Origin of the sequence: Streptomyces sp. NPDC053079, from assembly GCF_044546695.1 — a bacterium.
Taxonomy (GTDB): Bacteria; Actinomycetota; Actinomycetes; order Streptomycetales; family Streptomycetaceae; genus Streptomyces.
Window position 1 is genome coordinate 1,384,412 of the sequence record NZ_JBITZJ010000001.1, and the last position, 18,797, is coordinate 1,403,208.

Consider the following 18,797-nt stretch of genomic DNA (forward strand, 5'->3'; position numbering starts at 1 on the left):
GAGGGTCCAGCCGTGTCCCAGCTCGACCAACTGCCCGACAAGGACCCGTCCGAGGTCGCCGAGTGGTGCGAGTCCCTGGACTCCGCCGTCCGGTTCGGGGGAGCCAACCGGACGGCGTATCTGCTGCGCCGTACGCTCGAACACGCCGAACGGTCCGGGCTGGACCTCCCTCCGCTCCTGGAGACCCCCTACCTCAACACCATCCCGACCTCCGCCGAGCCCGACTACCCGGGCGACGAGGCGCTGGATGCCCGGATCACCGCCTGGATCCGCTGGAACGCGGCAGCCATGGTCACCCGTGGCAACCAGCGCGCGGGCCTGGGCGGCCACATGGCGACGTTCGCCTCGGCGGCCTGGCTCTACGAGACCGGCTTCCAGCACTTCTTCCGCGGCAAGGAAGCCGACGGCTCCGGAGACCAGCTCTACATCCAGGGCCACGCCTCCCCGGGCATCTACGCGCGCGCCTTCCTCGAAGGCCGCCTGACAGAGGGGCAGCTGGACCGATTCCGGCAGGAGGCCGGGGGCGACGGGCTGCCTTCCTACCCGCACCCGCGCCGACTGCCCTGGCTGTGGGAGTTCCCGACCGTCTCCATGGGACTGGGCCCGCTCTCCGCGATCTACCAGGCACGGTTCAACCGCTATCTGGAGCACCGCGGCATCAAGGACACCTCGCGGTCGCGCGTCTGGGCCTTCCTCGGCGACGGCGAAATGGACGAGCCGGAGTCGACCGCCGCCCTCGCCCTCGCGGGCCGGGAGCGACTGGACAACCTGACCTTCGTCATCAACTGCAACCTCCAGCGCCTGGACGGCCCGGTCCGCCCCAACTTCAAGATCGTGCAGGAGCTGGAGGCCCAGTTCCGCGCCGCCGGGTGGAACGTCGTCAAATCGCTGTGGGGCACGGCCTGGGACGAGCTCTTCGCACAGGACACCGAGGGCGCGCTGGTGAGCCGGCTGCGCGAGGTGCCGGACGCGCAGTTCCAGACGTACGCCACCGTGGACCCGGCCTATCTCCGCGAGCACTTCTTCGGTGCCGAAGGCCCCGGCTCCCCGCTGCACACCCTCGGCGCGGGACTCGGCGACGCCCGGCTCCTGGAGCTCTTCCGGACCTCCCGCGCCGGCCACGAGCCGCGCAAGGTCCACGCCGCATACCGGGCCGCCGTCGAGTACCGGGGCGCGCCGACCGTCGTGCTCGTACAGACCGTCAAGGGCTATACGCTCGGGCCGGGCTTCGAGTCGCGCAACGCCAATCACCAGATGAAGAAGCTCACGGGGAAGGAGTTCCGGGCGATGCGGGACCTGCTCGACCTCCCGATCCCGGACAGCGCGCTGGACGGCGAGCTGGTGCCGTACGCCCACCCCGGCGAGAACTCCCCGGAGGTGCGGTACCTGCGCGAACGCCGCGCGGCGCTCGGCGGCCCGGCCCCGGCCCGCAAGGTCGTCGCCAAGCCGCTGCCGGAGCCGTCCGCCAAGCCCTTCGAGGCCCTGCACAAGGGCTCGGGACGCCAGGAGATCGCCACGACCATGGCGTTCGTCCGGCTGGTCAAGGACTTGATGCGGAACGAGGAGACCGGACGGCGCTGGGTGCCCATCGTCCCCGACGAGGCCCGCACCTTCGGCATGGAGTCGCTCTTCCCCTCGGCCGGCCTGTACTCCCCGGCCGGTCAGACCTACGACCCCGTCGACCGCGACCAGCTCCTCTACTACAAGGAGGCCAAGGACGGTCAGATCCTCAACGAGGGCATCACCGAGGCCGGTTCGCTGGCCGACTTCACGGCGGCCGCCACGTCGTACGCCACGCACGGCGAGCCGATGATCCCGTTCTACATCTTCTACTCCATGTTCGGCTGGCAGCGGACCGCCGACCAGTTCTGGGCACTGGCCGACCAGCTGGGCCGGGGCTTTGTCATCGGCGCCACCGCGGGCCGCACCACCATGACGGGGGAGGGCCTCCAGCACGCCGACGGCCACTCCCACCTGATCGCCTCCACCAACCCGGCGGCCGTCTCGTACGACCCGGCGTTCGCGTACGAGATCGCGGTCATCGTCCGGGACGGCCTGCGACGGATGTACGGCCCCGACGCCGAGGACGTCTTCTACTACCTCACGGTCTACAACGAGACCAAGATCCAGCCGCCCATGCCCGAGGGCGTGGAGGAGGGCATCCTCAAGGGCCTCTACCGCTTCAAGGAGGCCACCGGCGCCCCGGCTGAGGCTCCGCGCCTCCAACTGCTGTCCTCCGGCACGGCCGTCCACTGGGCCCTGGACGCCCAGCGGCTGCTGGCCGACGACTGGGGCGTGGCCGCCGACGTATGGTCCGCGCCCTCCTGGACCGAGCTGCGCCGCGACGCCCTGTCCTGTGACGCGGCGCAGCTCAAGGGCGAGGACCGGATCCCGTACGTGACCCAGGCGCTGCACGGCGCGCCCGGGCCGGTCGTCGCCGTCAGCGACTGGATGCGGGCGGTTCCCGACCAGATCGCCCCCTGGGTCGAGCAGGACTGGACGTCCATCGGTACGGACGGCTTCGGCCTCTCCGATACTCGCGAGGCGGCGCGGCGTCACTTCGGCGTCGACGCCGAGTCGGTGACGGTGGCGGCACTCGCCGCGCTGGCGCGGCGGGGCGACGTCAAGGCGGAGACGGTACGTGAGGCCGCACGGCGGTACGGCCTGGAGGGCTGACCCCCGCTCGTGTGGGACGCGGTGAGGGCCCGGCGGACACCTGCTTCGGGCCGGTCCGGACGGTCAGCCCTAGTTCTTCTTGTGCGCGTAGGTCGGGAAGAGGTGAGGCATCTGGCTGATCACGCCGAACAGCTCGGCGACGCAGGCGGAGCCCCGTCCGACCGCTCCGCCTACGCGCGGCGGCGCCGTGTACTGGGTGTCCCCGATCGCGAAGACCCTGGAGAGGCTGGTTCCGGTGGACGGAATCCGGGCGGCCTCGACGGCCTTGGCCACGGCTTCCTCGAGCTTCTTACCCGTCAGCCCCTCCGCCTCCGCACGCTTGCGGGCCTCCGCCGCCGCCTGCTTAAGGCGCTCCTCCTGGCCGGGAACATGATGCCCCGTCAGGATCGTGTCGTTATAGGCCAGCTCGACCTGCTTCTCGAGCCAGCCGGTGTTCGGTACCCCGCCGATCAGTACGTACAGCCACTCGGTGTCGAGTGTCCGGTCCGCGGTCTTCTCCTTTCCGGAGGGGCCGACCTTCAGCTGCTTGAGCTTGTTCTTCTCCCCTACGCACTTTTTGACCTCGCTCTTCAGCCAGATCTCGACCTTTCCGGCCTTCTCCAGACGCTTGATCTCGTTGACCAGGTACTGGGACATGCTCTGCAAGCCGGACCGGACGATCAGCGTGATCTTCTTGGCGTACTGCGCGAAGTGGACCACGGCCTGGCCCACGGAGTTGCCGCCGCCCACCATGGCGATGTGCTTGCCGCGGGTGTACTCGGCGTCGGTCATGAGCGCGTGGTAGTAGACCCCGGCGCCGACCAGCTTGTGGGCATCGGTGCTCTTGTCCAGTAGCCGCCAGGTCATGCCGGTGGCCACGACGACGGCGCCGGCCTTGATCCGGGTGCCCGGCCCGTCGCCGAGTTCGATCTCGTGCGGGACCTCCATGGGGAGGTTGCCCGCGGCTGCGCCGGAATGCAGTCGCTTCGCGACGTGCAGCGGCTGCCAGTCCACCTTGAATTCCTTGGCCTGCCTCAAGGCGGTCTGGGCGAGCTTGTGGCCGGGGATTCCGTCCGGGAAGCCGAGGTAGTTCCAGATCTTCGAGGACGTGCCGGCCTGGCCGCCGGGGACGTCGTCCTCGATGACGAGGGTGGAGAGCCCCTCGGCGCCGGCGTAAACGGCCGCGGACAGTCCTGCCGGCCCGCCGCCGACGATCACCACGTCGTACCAGTCCTTCGTCGGCGTGTTCAGCAGTCCGAGCGCCTTGGCCAGCACCGCGAGGGTCGGGTTCGTGAACTGCGCGGGCTGTTCTCCCGGCCTCGTCACCGTGACATGGACGTCCGAGCCGCTGGAGCCTGCGGGCCACGTGAAGACCACGCCGGACCCGGTGAGGAATTCCCGGATCCGGAATGCCCCCTTGGAGGTGATGGCCCCCGAGATCTCGACCGAGGTGAACAGCTTCCGGATGTTCTCCTGGGCGTTCCGCCACCAGCCGTGGATCAGGTTGTCGATCAGGCGGACGTGCGCTTCGTCCAGGCCGTCCTCCTCGGCGAAGCCCGCTTTCGCCGGGCCACCGTCGGCGGCCAGGGTCACCGTCCCCCCGTTGGGCACGAGCGATACCAGCCCGGTCGCGTCGGGGACCTTGGCGGCCTCCGCGACCCGGGCGAGACCGGCACTGTCCTCGCCCACCTCGGCCACCAGTGCCACTTGGGCGCCGCCGCCGGCCAGCCCGGAGAGCCCTCCGGGCTCCCTGGAGCCCAGCTGCAGAACCTGGAAGTCCTCCCCGTACCACCCCCCGATCGATTCGGCGAGCACGCTCCTGCGGAGCGGGTCGCTGTCCATCAACACGATGGCGGGTGGGGGCGAACTCGGCATGCGTCCTCCAGCGTCGTGGTCTGCCATCTATGGCAATGCGAGGATGCGCAAAAGCGTGCAATTTTATGCGTAGATGACACATTCGGGTCATCGTTGCTTCGGACGTCACACGTCACTCACCCCGGTGACACCACGGGCCAAATGCGTGACGTCGACGGAAAAGAGCCCCCGCCTGGCCATGAGATGCCTTCAGATGTGGACTACACCGACTTAGGCTCTGGCCCATCGTCCGGATGCTCGAACCATCGGGAGGACACATGCCGTGCTGGACGGCAAGGTAGCCGAACGGGTGGCCGCCCCTACCAAGGGGCGTCCCGGTACGGTCTTCCTCGGGTTGCTGCTGCTGGCGACGACCACCGCCTCCGCCGGGGTCGCCACCGCATTGCCCACCGTGGTCGCAGCCCTGGGGCTGGACAGCACGGGCAGCGCCTGGCTGATGGCGGTGTACGCCACGGGGTTCGCGGTGGCCACGCTCGTCTTCGGGCGGGCGATCGACGTGTTCGGGCTGCGCGCCGCGATGGTCTGGGGCCTGGTGCTCATCGCGGTCGGGTCGCTGCTGTGCCTGTCCGCCTGGTCATTGCCGGTGCTGTTGGTGGGAAGGGCCGTGCAGGGGGCCGGTGGCGGTGCCGTGCCGGTGGTGGCCAGTGCGGCTCTGGTGGCGCGTGCGGACGCGCGTGCGCGGCGGCAGGGCCTGGGGGTGTTCACCGCGCTGATGACGCTCAGCTCCGCGACCGTACCGGTCCTGGCGGGAGGGCTCGCCCAGCTGGCCGGATGGCGGTCCCTGTTCGCGGTGTCCGCGCTGATCGCGCTGGCTCTGATGCCCGCCGCACGCGCCGTACCGGCCGACCCACGCGCTCCGGGCCGCCTTGAGGCGACGGGTGTCACGGGCGTCGTGGCCCTGGTGGGCGGCCTGATGCTCGGCCTGCGCGGCGCCGTCGATCCCCGTACCTCCGCTCCCTGGGTGCTTCCGGTGGCCTGCGCGCTGGTGCTGGCGGGCGCGGTGCTGACCCACAGGAGGGGGCGGAGTCTGCTGCCCCTGGGGCTGCTGCGCGACCGGCGCACCGCGATCGTGGTGGCGGCGGGTTTCGTGCTGTTCGGCGCGTACTTCGGGCTCCAGCTGGCGATCCCCCTGCTGCTCGACGCGGATCACCACTGGTCGCCGACGCACATCGGGCTGGTGCTGCTGCCGGTCGGCGTGGGCGGGGCGCTGGGTTCCTGGGCGGCGGGCCGCGGCGGTGTCTGGGGCTTGCCCAGTGTGGTGCTGCTGGCGTCCGGCGGGGCGGGTGGGGTGGCGCTCGGCTGCGCGGCCGCCTGGGCGTCCGTGCCGTGGGTGCTGGTGGGCGCCTTCGCCATGGTGTCGGCGATGATCGGCGCGGGGAACGTGGTCCTGGTGGGCGCCCTCGCCGACGCCGTGCCGGCCCGCGTGCACGGTGCCGTGCTCGGCCTCTACAACATCGTCTTCTACTTGGGCGGATCCGTCACCGCCGTGGTCGAGGGGCGACTGCTGGGCGTCTCGGCCACGGTGGCGCTGGGCGCGCTCGCCCTGCTGCCGCCCGTGCTGGCCGCGCTCGCGGTGGTGTGGCCGCGCGAGGCCGCCTCAGAGTGCGCATCCGAGGTAAGCGCGTAGCGGACGGCCCCGGAGACCGAAGCGTTCCTTGAACTCCCCGTTGCGCCGTCCCCCTTCGAAGACCGGGACCCCGCGGCGCAGGGCCTCGTGGATGCCCTCCAGGAACAGCAGGTGGTTCGGGCTGAAGGTGGGGGCCGCCGCATAGTCGACGCCGCTGATCCAGAAGTGCAGGCGGTCGGCGTCCAGCAGACAGGCGGCACCACCGATCAAGCGTCCCTCGATGCGCTGCTCGATGATCCGGGCGCTGCTGCCCAGGGCCGTGACGAAACGCTGGAACCGTCCCGGGGGGAAGAAGGAGGATGCCCCGAACTTCGCCATCGTCGCCTGCACCAGGTCGAGCAGCCCGTCGAGGTCGGCGTCGCCCGGGTCGGCGACCCGGGTCGTCAGCCCGGCCTCGGCCGCGCGGCGGCGGAAGCGGCGCAGGTGCTGGCGGGGGCGCGGGGCCAGGGACGCGATGAACTCCTCGATGCCGCGGTGTGCGGTCAGGTCGACGGCGAAGCGCTCGTCCACCAGCAGCGGCCGCAGCCCGTGCCCGGGGGCCAGCTGGTCGAGGCGGGCGGCCAGGTCCTCCGTGGTGTCGACATTGATCAGTCCGTACCATCCGGCCCCGCTCTCCTGGGCCAGCTCGCGGACCGTACCGAGCAGGGCGTCGAACAGCGGGGCGGTGAGCGGCCCGGTCGCCGGGATCCAGGTGTCGTAACAGTGCCAGACGTGGCTGAGCAGCCCCGGACCTGACGCCTCGGGGCCGGCCGGACCGCCGGGGAGCTGGTGCCGCACCACGCCGAGGGGGTCCATGTCGGGCTGGAGGAAGACCGGCATGACCGCGGCCGGCGCCCCGTCGCCGTCCCGCGCCAGCAGGTACCAGGTGCGGCTGATGTGGTGCAGCGGCGCCGCCGCGTAGGCGTCGAGGTAGCGGGGCTGATGGAAGAGGGGAGCGCGGCAACCGGCCACCACACGGTCCCACTCCTCGCGCAACCCGTCGAGGGACTCATGGGCCTCCACCGTGAACTCACTCACGTGCTCCACCTCGCTCGTCGCATCAGGGTGAGGAACCGCTCTGCGGAGCCTGCCTCGAAGGGCAGGAGGCTGTCCAGAGCGGCACGCTCCACCACCTGCCGCGCGTCCGTCGCCCCGTCCAGTCCCTGGGCCAGCGCCATGGCCCGGGCGTACCAGCCGCGTTCGTCCTCGGCCATCCGCTCGAGAAACCAGGCGCGGTCCTCCGGCAGGGCGTCGCCCAGCAGGGCGCGGAGGTTGAACGGCCCGGCCCAGGTCCGTTCGGGCACCCACCGGTCCGGGTCAGGTGGGGGAGGGGCATGGGCGGGTCCGTCACCGGCGAGCTGTGCCAGCGCCGCGGCGACCGCCGCCGTCCGCCGCACCCACGGTGCCGCCTCCGCCCCGGCGCCCCGCTCGCGCAGCGAGTACAGGGCGCCCGTCACCGACTCGGCCGCACGCCGCACGGCACGCTCGGCGTACTCGCCCGCCAGCGGGTCCACCCAGCCGGGCCGGCTGTGCCACGGCGCACCGGGGGCCGGCAGTCGGCCGGTCATGTATCGCGCTCCCCAGCGGGCGACCGTGGCGGCCAGTTCGGCCGGCCGCAGCGGCCCGCCGCCCGCGTCGTCCGCCTCGCACAGCACGGCGAGCGCGGCCGCGGCGACCGTGCCCGAGCGGCGCAGCTCCTGGGGGTCGACCTTGTCGATGCCGTCGGCGTCCGAGTGGTGGAAGCGGTCCGGCCAGTGGCCGAGCTGCACCGACGGGCAGCCGATGGAGCGGTCGCACAGCAGCCCGTGGTCGGAGCCGCCCGTGAACGGGGTGGCCCGCCACGCCCAGGTGTCGCAGCCGACCGCGCCGCTGAAGGACCGGGCGGCGGCGGGCAGGGCGCGCACGCACTCCTCCACCACCGCCGTCAGACAGGACGGCAGGTGCTGCGGGCCGCCCTCCACGATCAGCGGGCCGCCGCACAGCCGCTGGTCCTCACCGGTCATGTCGAGATTGACCGCGGCGAACGGCAGGGGCGCACCGAGCCGTTCCCGTACGGTGTGCAGGTAGGCGGCCGTGCCGACGATCTCGGGGGCCCAGAGGAAACGGACCGGCCGGCGAGGGGCCCTGGCCGCCAGCAGCCGGCCCACCTCCAGGGCCGTGCACACGCCGGAGGCGTTGTCATTGGCCCCCGGCGACGGATGGCACAGATGCGCGGTGACCAGCGCGTGTTGTCCGGAGCCGTCCCCGCCCGGGGTCCGCCCCGTGACGACCGGCATGGTGTCCGGACGGGCGTCGACCCGCACCACCGCCAGCGCGCGCCGGCCCGACCGCCGTAACCGGTCCAGCTCATCGAAGACCGCCCCGGTGACGCTGAAGGCGAACAGCGGTGAGCCCAGCGGGAGCTCGATCCGCCGCACCGGCCCCCGGTTGCCCACCACGAAACCGCAGGCGCCGTGCCGCAGCAGGGCCGGCAGCACCGCCGGGCCCGGCATGCCGTCGAGCAGCACCAGGGCACGGTCCGGCCACGTCTCCGGCGGCTCGTCCGGCAGCCTGACCAGCGGCACCGCGACCCCCTGCGGCGGGGTGGACGCGGAGTACGCGGCGAGCCCGTACGGCTGCTGCTCGGGGTAGCGCAGAAGCGGCCGTACGGCGGATTCGTCCGCCGCCCCCAGGGTGGCCAGGAGCGGCGTCCACCCGAGGGGCGCGGCGAAGGTCCACCAGCGGGGGGCGCCGTCCGCGGGAAGGCACGTCACCTCCACCTCCGTGAGCCCCGACGCCTCCGCCGCGGCGGCGACCGTTTCCGCGGCGGCGTGCACACCCGCCGACGCCTGGTAACGGTCGAAAGTGATCAGCCGGCGCACCAGATCCATGGTGCGCCGGTGGTCGAATTCCTCCCACAGGCCCGCCGTCAGGCGCCGCAGCTCACCCATCGGCCGTCAACGCCCGTGCCACGGCGCACTCGCGCTCCTCGGACAGGGGCACCGACAGCCGCAGCAGCGCCGGGGCGGGCGGCACGGTGCACACCTCCTTGGCCAGGACATCGCGCCGTTCCAGGGCGGCACGGGCCCGAGCCCCGTCCGGGACCACCACCCAGGGCAGCCACGGCACATCGGGCTCACGCACCACGAGCCCGATGTCACGCAGCAGCGAGATGAACCGCGGCCGTACCGCGGCGATCCGTGCGCGCAGTGGCGCGAACACATCGCCGCGGGCCAGCAGGCCGAGCGCCAGGCTCAGCCCGACCTCGTTCACGGCCAGCGGCGGCGCCAGTTCCCGCAGACGCTCGGTGGTGGCAGGCGCGGCGAGCGCGAAGCCGACGCGCAGCCCACCCGCGCAGTAACCCTTCGAGAGGCCGCGCAGCACCACGAGGTTGGGGTGGTCGGCGACGAGGGGCGCGAGCGAGACGCCGGGCCCACCGTAGGTGGCGTAGGACTCGTCGACCACCACCAGTCCGCCGCCCGAGCCTGCCGCCGTCCCGGCCAGTCGCCCGAGCACGTCGGCGGCCGCGAACCCGCCGTCCACCGCGGGCCGCTCGATCAGCACGAGCGCCGGACGGTGCCGGGCCGTCAGCCGCACCGCTTCCTCCGGGGTACGGGCGCAGGGCGCGACGGTCGCGCCGAGCCGCCGCGCCCACAGCGGCAGGTCGGGGTGGAAGGCGGCCAGGTGCAGGACGGGGCCGGGGCGGCCCAGGCCCGCCAGGGCCTGCAACAGCCCGGTGGTGCCCGCCCCCGCCGTGACCTGCTCCGCCGTGAGCGGGCAGCCCAGGTGCGCCGACAGCACCGGCGCGGCACGGTGCGCGGCGAAGGGGTCGCGCACCGCGTAATGCCGAGCTGCTTCGGCCAGTTCGGAGGCGGAGTGGCCGCACAGGTCCCGCAGGACCGCGGCCATGGCGTCAGCCGCGAACGCCGCCTCGTCCGGTGACCAGCGCAGGTCCAGCAGCTGCCGGGGGTCGCCGGCGGGAATCTCCCGCCTGTGCGCGGTGACGGCGAGACGCTGTGCCGCCCTCACCGGGACGACAGGCCCTGCTTGCTCAGGAAGCCGCAGATGTCGCACAGTCCCTCGGGGTTCGGCACGCCCTCCTGGAGGAGGTAGACGCCCTCGCAGATTCCGCACGCCTCCTCCAGGAGCGGGAGCATGAACCGCTGCGAGGTCGTGAACGCCTGAACGAGGTAGTAGTCGATGCCCGGCCACAGGTCGTACAGATGGTCGGCGACGGCGTAGGCGAGGGAACGTTCGTCGGGTCCCGTGGTGAAGCGGCCCGGCGTGCCCTGCCGGGTCAGCTCCGGGGCGACGATCTCCAGATAGAGCGTCAGCTCCTTCTTGGTGATCCGGTACAGCGGGAAGACGTAGCGCAGCGAACCGATCTCGCGTACGGGGATGCCGCCCATCCGGTACCCGCTGGTGAACCAGGTGACCAGGCTTGCGACGAGGTCGTCGGCGTTCAACCCGAAGGCGACGACCGGAGTGCCCTGCTCCTGCGCCACCCGCTCCAGCATGCGGCGCATCACATGGTGGACGATCACCATGTTCATGGACCGGTGCTCGCCCGCCACCAGCTGGTTCATGGCCTCGACGAACGGGCGGCGCAGCCGGAACGTCTCCTCCACCTCCCGGCCGCTGACGACGGCGTGCTCGATTCCCAGCCCCTCGCAGGAGCGCCGTGCGGCCTCGAAGGTCGCCGGTTCGTCCCAGTCCGGCAGCCCCGTGACCGTGACAGCGGTCATGGCACCGGCCGGGTACCGGCCGCGCGTGCGCTCCAGCAACTTCAGGTACGAGACGCTGTCCCGTCCGCCGGACAGCCCGATGACGCTGCCTTCCCCCGCGCGCAGCGTATTCCCGTGGGTGATGCTCTGCACGAACGTCGACTCGATGTACTCCACGAACGCCTCGGCGTTCAACTGCTCCGCACGCACCTCCAGTTCACCGGCCTGGTCGAACAGCACGCGCTTGGTGTAGACGGGCTCGGGGGTGCCGTACGTGCGGGTGACGGGTTTCCGCGTCACGTCGAGGTCGTAGTGACGCACCTGCCGGACGGTGATCAGGTCGTCCTCGCCGACCGTGAGCACCTCCTCGGACATGGGCTTGCCGTCGCGGTAGGTGAGCACGGCGTTGGCCGGTATCCCATGGCTCCGCAGGACGTCCCGCAGCGGTTGGCCGGGGCGGGCCGCCAGGCTCTCGGACTCCCCGACCTTGTTGATGAAGACCACGCTCACGGCTGTTCTCCTTCGCTGTTGGAGGACCAGATCGCCAAGGGGACGCACAGTTCCTGCTCCGACCAGCCGCCGTGCTCGCAGCGGACCCGGGGATCGGGTACGGGGAAGGCCGGGGACGTGCCGACGGCCACGACCTGGCCGAGGCGCGCGAGCACCTCCGGCACGGCGGGCAGCCGGCCGGCGCGCGCGAGTTCGTCCGGGGTGTGGACCGCCGCGTACGGGGCGAGGACGGCCCGGGCCTCGTCCAGAAGCCGCCGCTCGGTCCCGGGGCGCGGATGGAGCCAGCGCACCCGACCCGCGCCACCGCTGGGCAGCCGGCAGCGGCTGGGCGTGTCGAGCCCCTCCCAGCGCAGCCGTGCCTCCTCGTCGTAGGTGACGGGGACCAGGCCGTGATCGGCGTGCGCGACCACGGTCCATCCGGCGTCTGCCCAGCGGGCGGCCACGGCGTCCAGGGTGCGCAGGGCGCGGGTCAGCCGTGGCCCCGGCCCGTGCCGGTGGAGGTAGGTGTCGAAGTCCAGATACACCCAGAGCAGCAATGGCCGTTCGGGCGCGGCGGCCAGCAGCTCGTGCGCCCGGCGCACGGCCGAGGCGGCGACCGCTTCCGGGTCGGCGGAAACGGCGCCGGCTCCCGCCCGCGCCCGCCTCGCGGGGCGGCGGGAGCCGCGCAGCAGTGCGGAGCTCCACGGCCCGCTCAGCGCGTCGAGCTCCTGGGCCAGGGTATAGGCCGGAATTCCCTCCCTGCGGGCTCGCTCGAACATGGTCGTGGAACGCCCCACCGCATTATCAAATTCACCGGCGCCCGGCCGAAGTGATCCATGACGGTGCCAGGTGCGCCAGCGGCCGTGGGCGACGTCCAGAAGGATCTCGGAATTGCCTGTGCTGCTGTCCGGGGAGGTAGGCAGGACGAATTCCGCGCCTACGACGAGGTGTTCACCCTGCCCTGCTCCGGTAATGCCGGTCAGCCATGCCGTCGTGGACGTGCTGGGAAAGGTGGAGCGCAGCGACCGCAGCCGCGCCGAGGGCAGGGCCGGGACGGCCCACTCCTGGCCGACGCCGTCCAGCGCCAGGACGATCACGCCGGGCTGTGTCTGCTGCTGTGCCTGGACGAGCTGTCGGAGCACCAGGTCAGGGACGGTGGACAGGCCGGGGACGGGGGACCGGGAGGCGGGGCCGCACCCTCGGGGGACGACCCCACCGATGTGATCCATCAACCCCTTACAGGTTGGGAACGCAGTCCGTGCACGTGGTGCGGAACTTCACGACCTGGAACTTCTGCCGCTCCGCCACCATTTCTTCGACGAGGTCCGGAACGAGCATGACGGGCGTCTCGGTCCGGGTGCTCTCACATACTTCCTGTTCGCGCACCTGTTACCTCCTCAGTGGGACTCCATCAGACGATGGATGCCGACGATTCGAATTTATTCTTCCTTCCGGAAACCGGCAGGCAGCTTTTCGGACATGCTCGGCGGAACACGGGGAGGTTGACATGAGAGTGACATCTGCAAAATCTTTTCGTGGGTCCGGACACGACGAGCTGCGCGCTGGATCACTCGTGGGGTGGCGAGGGGGCGCAAGCCAGGATGGCGGCCAGTACGCCGGGGAAACGCGTCTCCAGATCATCGCGGCGCAGCGTCATGTAGCGCGCCTTGCCCTCCGAGCGGGTCCACGTCAGGCCCGCCTCCCGCAGGATGCGCCAGTGGTTGGACAGCGTGGAACGGGGGATGTCGAGGTGCTCCGGACCGCACGACACCTCGTCGGCGGAGGCCATCAGGCGCACCAGTTCCAGGCGGACCGGGTCACTGAGGGCGTGCAGCACAGAGGTCAGATCGAGGTCTGCCCTGTCCGGTTGGGTCAATGATCGCATCCCGCACTCTCCGTCGGTCGCCGGGCTTGGCATCGTCGCCGCCCCAGCATACGATCATTTCCATGTTTCGGGATTATCGAAATGATCAAGAGGTGACCTGATGGCGGTTCTCACTACCTACGCCCGCGTGTACGTCGACGACCTGGACGTCGCCCTCCCGACCTTCGAGGCCCTGACCGGCACCGAGCCGGGCCTCCGTTTCGCGTACGAGGGCGTCGAGCTGGCGGCGATAGGTGCCTGTCTACTGGTCGCGGGCGCGCCGGAGGCGTTGGCCCCGTTCCGCAACGTGCAGGCCACCGTCATCGTCGACGACCTCGAGGAGGTCTTCACGGTAGTGGCGCGCGAGGGCGGCCGGACGCTCGACGGCCCCAACGTGGTCCCCACAGGACGGAATTTGACGATCCTCCACCCGGGTGGAGCGGTCATCGAGTACGTCCAATTCGACTCCGCCAAGGTCGAAGCGCAATCGGAGCAGTAGACGGCCGCGAGAGCTGCGAGACAGGACCTCGCAGCACTTCGCGCCGCGGCGGATGCCGAGCAGCTGTTCAGTCGAGGAGCACGAGGGGGCGCGACGCGGATGCCCGGGGGGCTCGTCCTCCGCCGGCGAGGGCCGGCTAGCCCTCCCGCGCCCACGGCCGCAGTTTCTCCGGGTTGCGGACCACCCAGATCCGGGTGACGCGCCCTTCGGAGATGTCGAACGAGGCCACGGTCATGACGACGCCGGCACGCCGGGCCACCAGACCCGGCACACCGTTGACCGACCGCTCCAGGAGTTCGAGCCCCGGGGCTTTGTCGGCGATGGCGACCATGTACTGGGCGATGCGCGCGCCGCCCTCGATCGGGCGCAGGACGGTGCCGACCATGCCGCCGCCGTCGGCGGTCATCACGGCGGCCGGGTTGAGGAGAGTGACGAGGGCTGCGATGTCCTTGGTCTCCCATGCCTCTTTGACCTGTCTCACCACGTCCGCCCGGCCGGTCGCCGACACCGGAGCGCGTGCGATGCTCGCCCGTCGTCGGGCGGAGGCCGCCAGTTGCTTGCAGGCCGCGGGGGTGCGTCCGAGTACGTCGGCGATCTCGGCGAACGGGTACCGGAAGACGTCGTGCAGGACGAACGCCACCCGCTCGGCGGGCGTCATCGTCTCCTGGACGACGAGGAGGGCCATGGCCACCGACTCGTCCACAACGATCTGGTCGGCGGGGTCTGTACGGCCGGCGGGGTCGGCGCCGCCCGCATGGTCCCACTCGGTGCGGTCGGGCAGCGGCTCGGGCAGCCATGCGCCGACATAGCGTTCACGGCGGGCCCGCGCCGAGCCGAGCAGGTCCAGGCAGATGCGGCTGGTCACCGTCGTCAGCCAGGCGCCGGGGGACAGGATCTCCTCCTGCCGGCTTCGCGGCAGCCCGTACCAGCGTGCGTAGGCGTCCTGTACGGCGTCCTCGGCATCGGTCACCGAACCGAGCAACCGGTAAGCGACATTGATCAGTTGGCGTCGCTCGCCGAGAGTCTCATCTGCGCCGGTCCCGGCAGTTCCCATGCTTGCGGCCGTCCCCTCGCCTTACCTTTCGCACGCCCGCGTCGTCGGGCTGGTGAGACCTTATCGACCTGCTGTCCGAGGACGGAAAAGAGGACTGTGACATGGCCACCCAGGTGACGGCGACGACGACGGCGAACGCCCGGCGCAGCTCCTCGTTCCTGCGGATCGCGATCGCCCTGCAGACCCTCACCATCTTCCTGCAGGCGGTCTCCGCCGGACTGCTGCTGACCTCGTCCTACGGAGAGACGCTGCACAGTGTCGGAGCCCGTGTGATGTACGGGGCGACGATGCTGTACGTGCTCGCGGCGGTGCTGGCGTGGAAGCCGGGCGGCGGCTCGCCCAGGCCCGTCTGGCAGGCGTCGGGATTCCTCGTACTCGCCTCGGTCCAGGTCGTGCTCGGCATCGCGCACGTCCCGTCGGTCCATCTCCCCCTGGGTGTCCTGATGTTCGGTCTGAGCGTGCTGGCGCTGGCCCGGCGCTAAGGCCCGATACGGGGCCCACCAGGATCCACCAGGCCGCTTCTCCCGAACCATCTGGTCGTCGGTCTGGTGTGCCGTCGGCGTCGGCGGGGGACGGGCTTCCCTCCGTGGTACCCGCCGGCCACGGAAGTGCGTCCTCCATTCGCCAGGTGGTTCGGCGTTCAACAGCCGCGCCAAGAGCAGCCATCCGTTGATCGTCCGGCCCTTGTGTCCGCTGGGTCCTGCCCCAAGTTCAGTTGTACGGTCAACTATTGCGCCCGAGCGGCGCGCCGAATCAGCTCATACTGGATATCGCAGGCCTATTTCCGCATATTTACTCTTCTGATGTCACCACCCACGTCACTGAGGAGCGGACCATGGCAGACCAGACGATCACCCCCGGCCGGGCACTTCCCCGGTTCGAGGAAGCCGAGGGCCTAGGGCCTCAGGACAGCCAGTTCATCCGTGAGCTCGTGGCTGTGCTGGAGAAGCACGGGAACCTCGACCGGTTCGGGCTGTGCCTGTTGCACGACCACTTCCCCGTCGCCTCCGACGAGGTCCTGGTCGAGACGCACGACATTGAGGCCCGGAAGCTGCGCATCGAGGTCGAGAAGGCCGCGACCACCGGACACACCCGGCCATCCCAGTGGCGGTTCATCAAGACCGGCGATGGCGACGAAGCCGAGAGCCATGCGTGTCAGGTGATTCTGCAGTGCACTCCGGTGAGTGGATGTCCAGGAGGCAAGAGCGGCACGCTGTGAGAACGCGCCGCGGTCCCGGAGGCACCCGCTGTGCCCGCCCAGGCGGGCACAGCGGCCGGCGCGCGTCACCGTGATGCGCGGACCGTGGTGGCGGCGCTGCGTCACCGTGCTGCTCGTGGGCCTCGTGTGGTGGGGCGGATGGCCGGCGCGGGCGGATGGTGCCGGGGCTCCGGTACCCGTCGACTGCCATACGCGGCAGCTCACCGAGGCCAGCACCGACGTCGAGCTGCGGCTCGAGAACCACGCCCGCTCCGTCGCCGAGGCCTCGGGGCTGATGAAGGTTCGGGTGCCGAGCAGCTGGCCGTACGCCAACGACCTGCTGCTGAGCGAGAGTTCCGAGCCCTACCGGCGTGCGCTGCGCTGCCTCCTGCGGGCCCCCGACACCATGAAGCGCCCCGAGGAATGGCGCACCCACAGCCCGCGGGTGAAGGCCGAGGCATCCTGGGTCGAGGTCGGATACGAGACGCAGTTCCGGTTCAACAACGGCGGGCGGTTCAACGTCGGGCCGTGGATGATGGACGTCCACACCAAGCAGTGGAGCTTCTCCCTCGCCCCGCCGCCTGCCCTGAACGGCGCCCGCTGGGACCACGTACGGATCGACCTGGGCGGCCTCGCCGCCTCCCGGGTGGCCCCCCGGCCCTCGAAGGCGGACAGCGGACACCTGGAGTGGACCGCGCTAGGGCAGCCCAGGACGGGCGGCCCCATGGTGACGGTGGACGTGCTCCCTCCCTGGCAGCGGGCCTGGGCGGCGACCAGCGGCAGTAGCGAGCCGTGGCTGGTCGCCAACGCCGCCGGGATGACCACCTGGTGGGTGGGCAGCTCGATCGTCATCGTCGCGGCCGCCCTGCGCGCCCGTCGCCAGCCCGCCGGACCCGCCCTCACCGAGCCGGAGAACAGCAGCAGCACCGACCTGTGGTGGTGGGGCGTTCTCAAGGCGCTCCTCGGCGTGATGGTTCTGCTGCTGTACAAGGCCATGCTCACCATCACCGAGGCCGTCTCCGACGACCCGCCCGCCTGGCTGGGGTACAGCATGCGCTGGCCCGTGCTCATCGGCGTTGTGGCGGGCTGGCTCCTGGTCGTCTCGGCCCGCCCGAGGAAATCGGTCGTTGTGGCCGCCTCGCTCGTCGCGGCCGCCGCCGCCCTGGTGGCCGCGACGCCGTCCCTCTTCGGCCTCCCCCCGCAACTGGCCACGGCCACCGGTCCGTCCGACGGGGGCCTCGCCGTGCTGATGGCGATGGCAGCGGCCATGCAGTGGCTCTGGCTGGCCGGCGTCGTGCTGTGGGCCTGGATGCTCGCCCACGGAGGCGGGCTGCTCCGCCCCGCTGCCACGCCGCCGAGGCTGCGCCGCCTCGGCCCCGCGCTCGCCGTCGTCGTCCTTCTCCTCCTGGGCTGGGCGGTGTGGTCCCTCGAGCGAAAGTGGCAGCGGGTCAGCTGGCTGGCCGACCACACCGTCGCCGCCTACCACGTTCAGCACGTCGCCTCCCTGGCCCGCGACATGGCCTCCTTCGCCTCCCAGGTCCCGGCGTGGTACTACACCCACACCTGGGTACTGACCGGCATCGCGATCGTCGCCCTCCTCCGGGCCAGGGACCTCGCGCCCGCCGTGCCGTATGCCAGCCCCACGCCCCTGGACCGTCTCCTGCTGGCCGTCTTCTTCGCCGTCGTGGTGGCCTGGCGCCAGGGTTCCTACGCCGGCAGCCAGGCACTCGCGGCCCTCTGGCTCGTACTCGCCATCGCCGCCCTCTACGGTCTGCTGGCCGTCGGCCAGCGCCGGTCGGTCCTGACCCAGCACCTCGAAGGATGCGCCGGCTCCCCGCAGCTGTGCGAGACCATCACCGAGGCCGAGCGCAACGACCTGATCACCCGGGCCCGCCGCCACCGTGAACTGACCACCGCCCTGCGCACCATCGACCAGGCCGGCGGCGAGGCCACGCTCAAGCGGCACGCGATCGAGAAGGAGCTGAGCCGCCTGCACCGCTGGCGCCCGGCCCGCGGCACCGACGGCGCGGCACGCCCCTGGCTGCCGGCCCAGGTCACCGTCATCGACGTCGCCCTCAGCTGGGGCCCGCACGCCAAGTGGTGGGACAACGCACGCCGCGCCGCCGTGCTGGCGGCCGCCTTCGGCATTCCCGGCAGCATCCTCATGGTCTGGATGGCGTATTCACCGCCGGCTGAGTGGATGCGCCGGGGGCTGTACATGTTCGGGGCGTCCGAGATGGTGTGGCTGTTCGTCTACTGGGAACTGGTCTGGGCGGGCGCGGGCCTTGTCCTGGGCGCACTGTGGCGCTTGCTTCCCGGCCGCCGGGGCCCGGCCCGCGCCCTGAGCCTGACCATCGCCTACACCCTGCTGATCGCGCTGGGCCTGATCGGCAACCTCATCACCGACCAGGAGATCGGCAACGTCGCCGTCGGCATCTCCCTCATGCTGCTGGTGCTCACCCTGACCAGCCTGGCCATGGACGCCGACACCTTCCGCTCCGAACGGCGCTTCTGGCCCAACCGCGTCGGGCTGCTGCTGTCCATCTACCAGATCCGCAGCTTCTCCGCGCAGGTCGCCTACATCCTGATGCAACTGATCGCGGTCCTGACCGTTCTCAAGTTCTTCGCCGGCGCCGACGGCCGGTGGAAGTGACCACCGGGGCCCCACCCTGCCGTCCGCGCAGACTCTTCGCGGGGGTTAGCCCCACCCGGAGCAGGCCGGTTAGCAGGATCGTTTCGAGCGAACGCACCCGGACATGCTGGACCGGCACATACCGCTGTTTCCCAATAATTCCGTAGGGGTTGGCTCGTGCGTGAGCAGAGATGGCAGAGGTTTCGTTCTTCCGGGCGGCGG

Annotated in this window: 15 protein-coding genes; 6 read left to right on the plus strand and 9 right to left on the minus strand. The window is 71.2% G+C overall.

Annotated features, from left to right (window positions below):
* The first annotated feature begins 12 nt into the window (after positions 1-12).
* The gene (gene aceE, locus ACIGXW_RS05780) at positions 13-2,676 is read left to right on the plus strand and encodes a pyruvate dehydrogenase (acetyl-transferring), homodimeric type (RefSeq protein ID WP_399570180.1); all 2,664 of its coding nucleotides are present in this window, start codon (positions 13-15) and stop codon (positions 2,674-2,676) included.
* A 69-nt stretch (positions 2,677-2,745) separates the two neighbouring features.
* Here aceE and ACIGXW_RS05785 read toward each other — a convergent pair whose 3' ends face one another.
* A complete protein-coding gene (locus ACIGXW_RS05785; protein WP_399570182.1) occupies positions 2,746-4,497 on the minus strand; it encodes an NAD(P)/FAD-dependent oxidoreductase in 1,752 nt (583 codons plus the stop codon).
* A gap of 295 nt (positions 4,498-4,792) precedes the next feature.
* On the opposite strand from ACIGXW_RS05785, the gene ACIGXW_RS05790 reads away from it, so the two are divergent.
* Complete coding sequence (locus ACIGXW_RS05790; RefSeq protein ID WP_399570184.1) at positions 4,793-6,157, plus strand: MFS transporter; 1,365 nt, start codon at positions 4,793-4,795, stop codon at positions 6,155-6,157.
* Here the strand turns inward: ACIGXW_RS05790 and ACIGXW_RS05795 are convergent.
* The 7 genes from ACIGXW_RS05795 to ACIGXW_RS05825 all read right to left on the minus strand — a co-directional run bounded on the left by ACIGXW_RS05795 (position 6,128) and on the right by ACIGXW_RS05825 (position 13,213).
* On the minus strand, positions 6,128-7,174 hold the full coding sequence (locus tag ACIGXW_RS05795; RefSeq protein WP_143170536.1) for a GNAT family N-acetyltransferase: 1,047 nt from the start codon (positions 7,172-7,174) through the stop codon (positions 6,128-6,130). The genes ACIGXW_RS05790 and ACIGXW_RS05795 overlap by 30 nt on opposite strands.
* Positions 7,171-9,066 carry a DUF4910 domain-containing protein gene (locus ACIGXW_RS05800; RefSeq protein ID WP_399570187.1) on the minus strand — a complete coding sequence of 632 codons (1,896 nt, stop codon included), beginning with the start codon at positions 9,064-9,066 and terminating at the stop codon, positions 7,171-7,173. The genes ACIGXW_RS05795 and ACIGXW_RS05800 overlap by 4 nt, the downstream gene beginning before the upstream one ends.
* On the minus strand, positions 9,059-10,144 hold the full coding sequence (locus ACIGXW_RS05805) for an aminotransferase class I/II-fold pyridoxal phosphate-dependent enzyme (RefSeq protein WP_399570189.1): 1,086 nt from the start codon (positions 10,142-10,144) through the stop codon (positions 9,059-9,061). Before ACIGXW_RS05805 ends, ACIGXW_RS05800 begins: the two co-directional genes overlap by 8 nt.
* On the minus strand, positions 10,141-11,349 hold the full coding sequence (locus tag ACIGXW_RS05810; RefSeq protein ID WP_399570191.1) for a hypothetical protein: 1,209 nt from the start codon (positions 11,347-11,349) through the stop codon (positions 10,141-10,143). The genes ACIGXW_RS05805 and ACIGXW_RS05810 overlap by 4 nt, the downstream gene beginning before the upstream one ends.
* Positions 11,346-12,557 (minus strand): alkaline phosphatase family protein, encoded by a 1,212-nt coding sequence (locus ACIGXW_RS05815; protein WP_399570193.1) that lies wholly within the window; start codon positions 12,555-12,557, stop codon positions 11,346-11,348. Before ACIGXW_RS05815 ends, ACIGXW_RS05810 begins: the two co-directional genes overlap by 4 nt.
* Positions 12,558-12,564: 7 nt before the next feature.
* Positions 12,565-12,714, minus strand: coding sequence for a hypothetical protein (locus ACIGXW_RS05820; protein ID WP_177338660.1), 150 nt, complete (start codon positions 12,712-12,714; stop codon positions 12,565-12,567).
* A 181-nt stretch (positions 12,715-12,895) separates the two neighbouring features.
* On the minus strand, positions 12,896-13,213 hold the full coding sequence (locus tag ACIGXW_RS05825) for an ArsR/SmtB family transcription factor (protein WP_399570195.1): 318 nt from the start codon (positions 13,211-13,213) through the stop codon (positions 12,896-12,898).
* 100 nt (positions 13,214-13,313) lie between these two features.
* On the opposite strand from ACIGXW_RS05825, the gene ACIGXW_RS05830 reads away from it, so the two are divergent.
* Positions 13,314-13,691, plus strand: a complete 378-nt coding sequence (locus ACIGXW_RS05830; RefSeq protein WP_399570198.1) for a VOC family protein — start codon at positions 13,314-13,316, stop codon at positions 13,689-13,691.
* 136 nt (positions 13,692-13,827) lie between these two features.
* On the opposite strand, the gene sigJ is transcribed toward ACIGXW_RS05830, so the two are convergent.
* The gene (sigJ, locus tag ACIGXW_RS05835) at positions 13,828-14,745 is read right to left on the minus strand and encodes an RNA polymerase sigma factor SigJ (RefSeq protein ID WP_399570201.1); all 918 of its coding nucleotides are present in this window, start codon (positions 14,743-14,745) and stop codon (positions 13,828-13,830) included.
* A 101-nt stretch (positions 14,746-14,846) separates the two neighbouring features.
* Between sigJ and ACIGXW_RS05840 the strand changes: the two genes are divergently transcribed.
* The 3 genes from ACIGXW_RS05840 (at position 14,847) to ACIGXW_RS05850 (ending at position 18,596) form a co-directional block, all read left to right on the plus strand.
* The gene (locus ACIGXW_RS05840; RefSeq protein WP_399570203.1) at positions 14,847-15,227 is read left to right on the plus strand and encodes a hypothetical protein; all 381 of its coding nucleotides are present in this window, start codon (positions 14,847-14,849) and stop codon (positions 15,225-15,227) included.
* Positions 15,228-15,580: 353 nt separating this feature from the next.
* Positions 15,581-15,964, plus strand: a complete 384-nt coding sequence (locus ACIGXW_RS05845) for a hypothetical protein (RefSeq protein ID WP_071967216.1) — start codon at positions 15,581-15,583, stop codon at positions 15,962-15,964.
* Between the two features lie 73 nt (positions 15,965-16,037).
* Positions 16,038-18,596: a DUF6185 family protein gene (locus ACIGXW_RS05850; protein WP_399570205.1), complete on the plus strand. Its 2,559-nt coding sequence runs from the start codon at positions 16,038-16,040 to the stop codon at positions 18,594-18,596.
* The last annotated feature ends 201 nt before the right edge of the window (positions 18,597-18,797 follow it).

Coding starts and splice junctions, on each gene's coding strand:
- sigJ (WP_399570201.1), bottom strand. CDS start 14,745: ATGGGAACTGCCGGGACCGGCGCAGATGAGACTCTCGGCGAGCGACGC.
- ACIGXW_RS05840 (WP_399570203.1), top strand. CDS start 14,847: ATGGCCACCCAGGTGACGGCGACGACGACGGCGAACGCCCGGCGCAGC.
- ACIGXW_RS05785 (WP_399570182.1), bottom strand. CDS start 4,497: ATGGACAGCGACCCGCTCCGCAGGAGCGTGCTCGCCGAATCGATCGGG.
- ACIGXW_RS05815 (WP_399570193.1), bottom strand. CDS start 12,557: ATGGATCACATCGGTGGGGTCGTCCCCCGAGGGTGCGGCCCCGCCTCC.
- ACIGXW_RS05825 (WP_399570195.1), bottom strand. CDS start 13,213: ATGCGATCATTGACCCAACCGGACAGGGCAGACCTCGATCTGACCTCT.
- ACIGXW_RS05850 (WP_399570205.1), top strand. CDS start 16,038: ATGCGCGGACCGTGGTGGCGGCGCTGCGTCACCGTGCTGCTCGTGGGC.
- ACIGXW_RS05845 (WP_071967216.1), top strand. CDS start 15,581: ATGGCAGACCAGACGATCACCCCCGGCCGGGCACTTCCCCGGTTCGAG.
- ACIGXW_RS05800 (WP_399570187.1), bottom strand. CDS start 9,066: ATGGGTGAGCTGCGGCGCCTGACGGCGGGCCTGTGGGAGGAATTCGAC.
- ACIGXW_RS05830 (WP_399570198.1), top strand. CDS start 13,314: ATGGCGGTTCTCACTACCTACGCCCGCGTGTACGTCGACGACCTGGAC.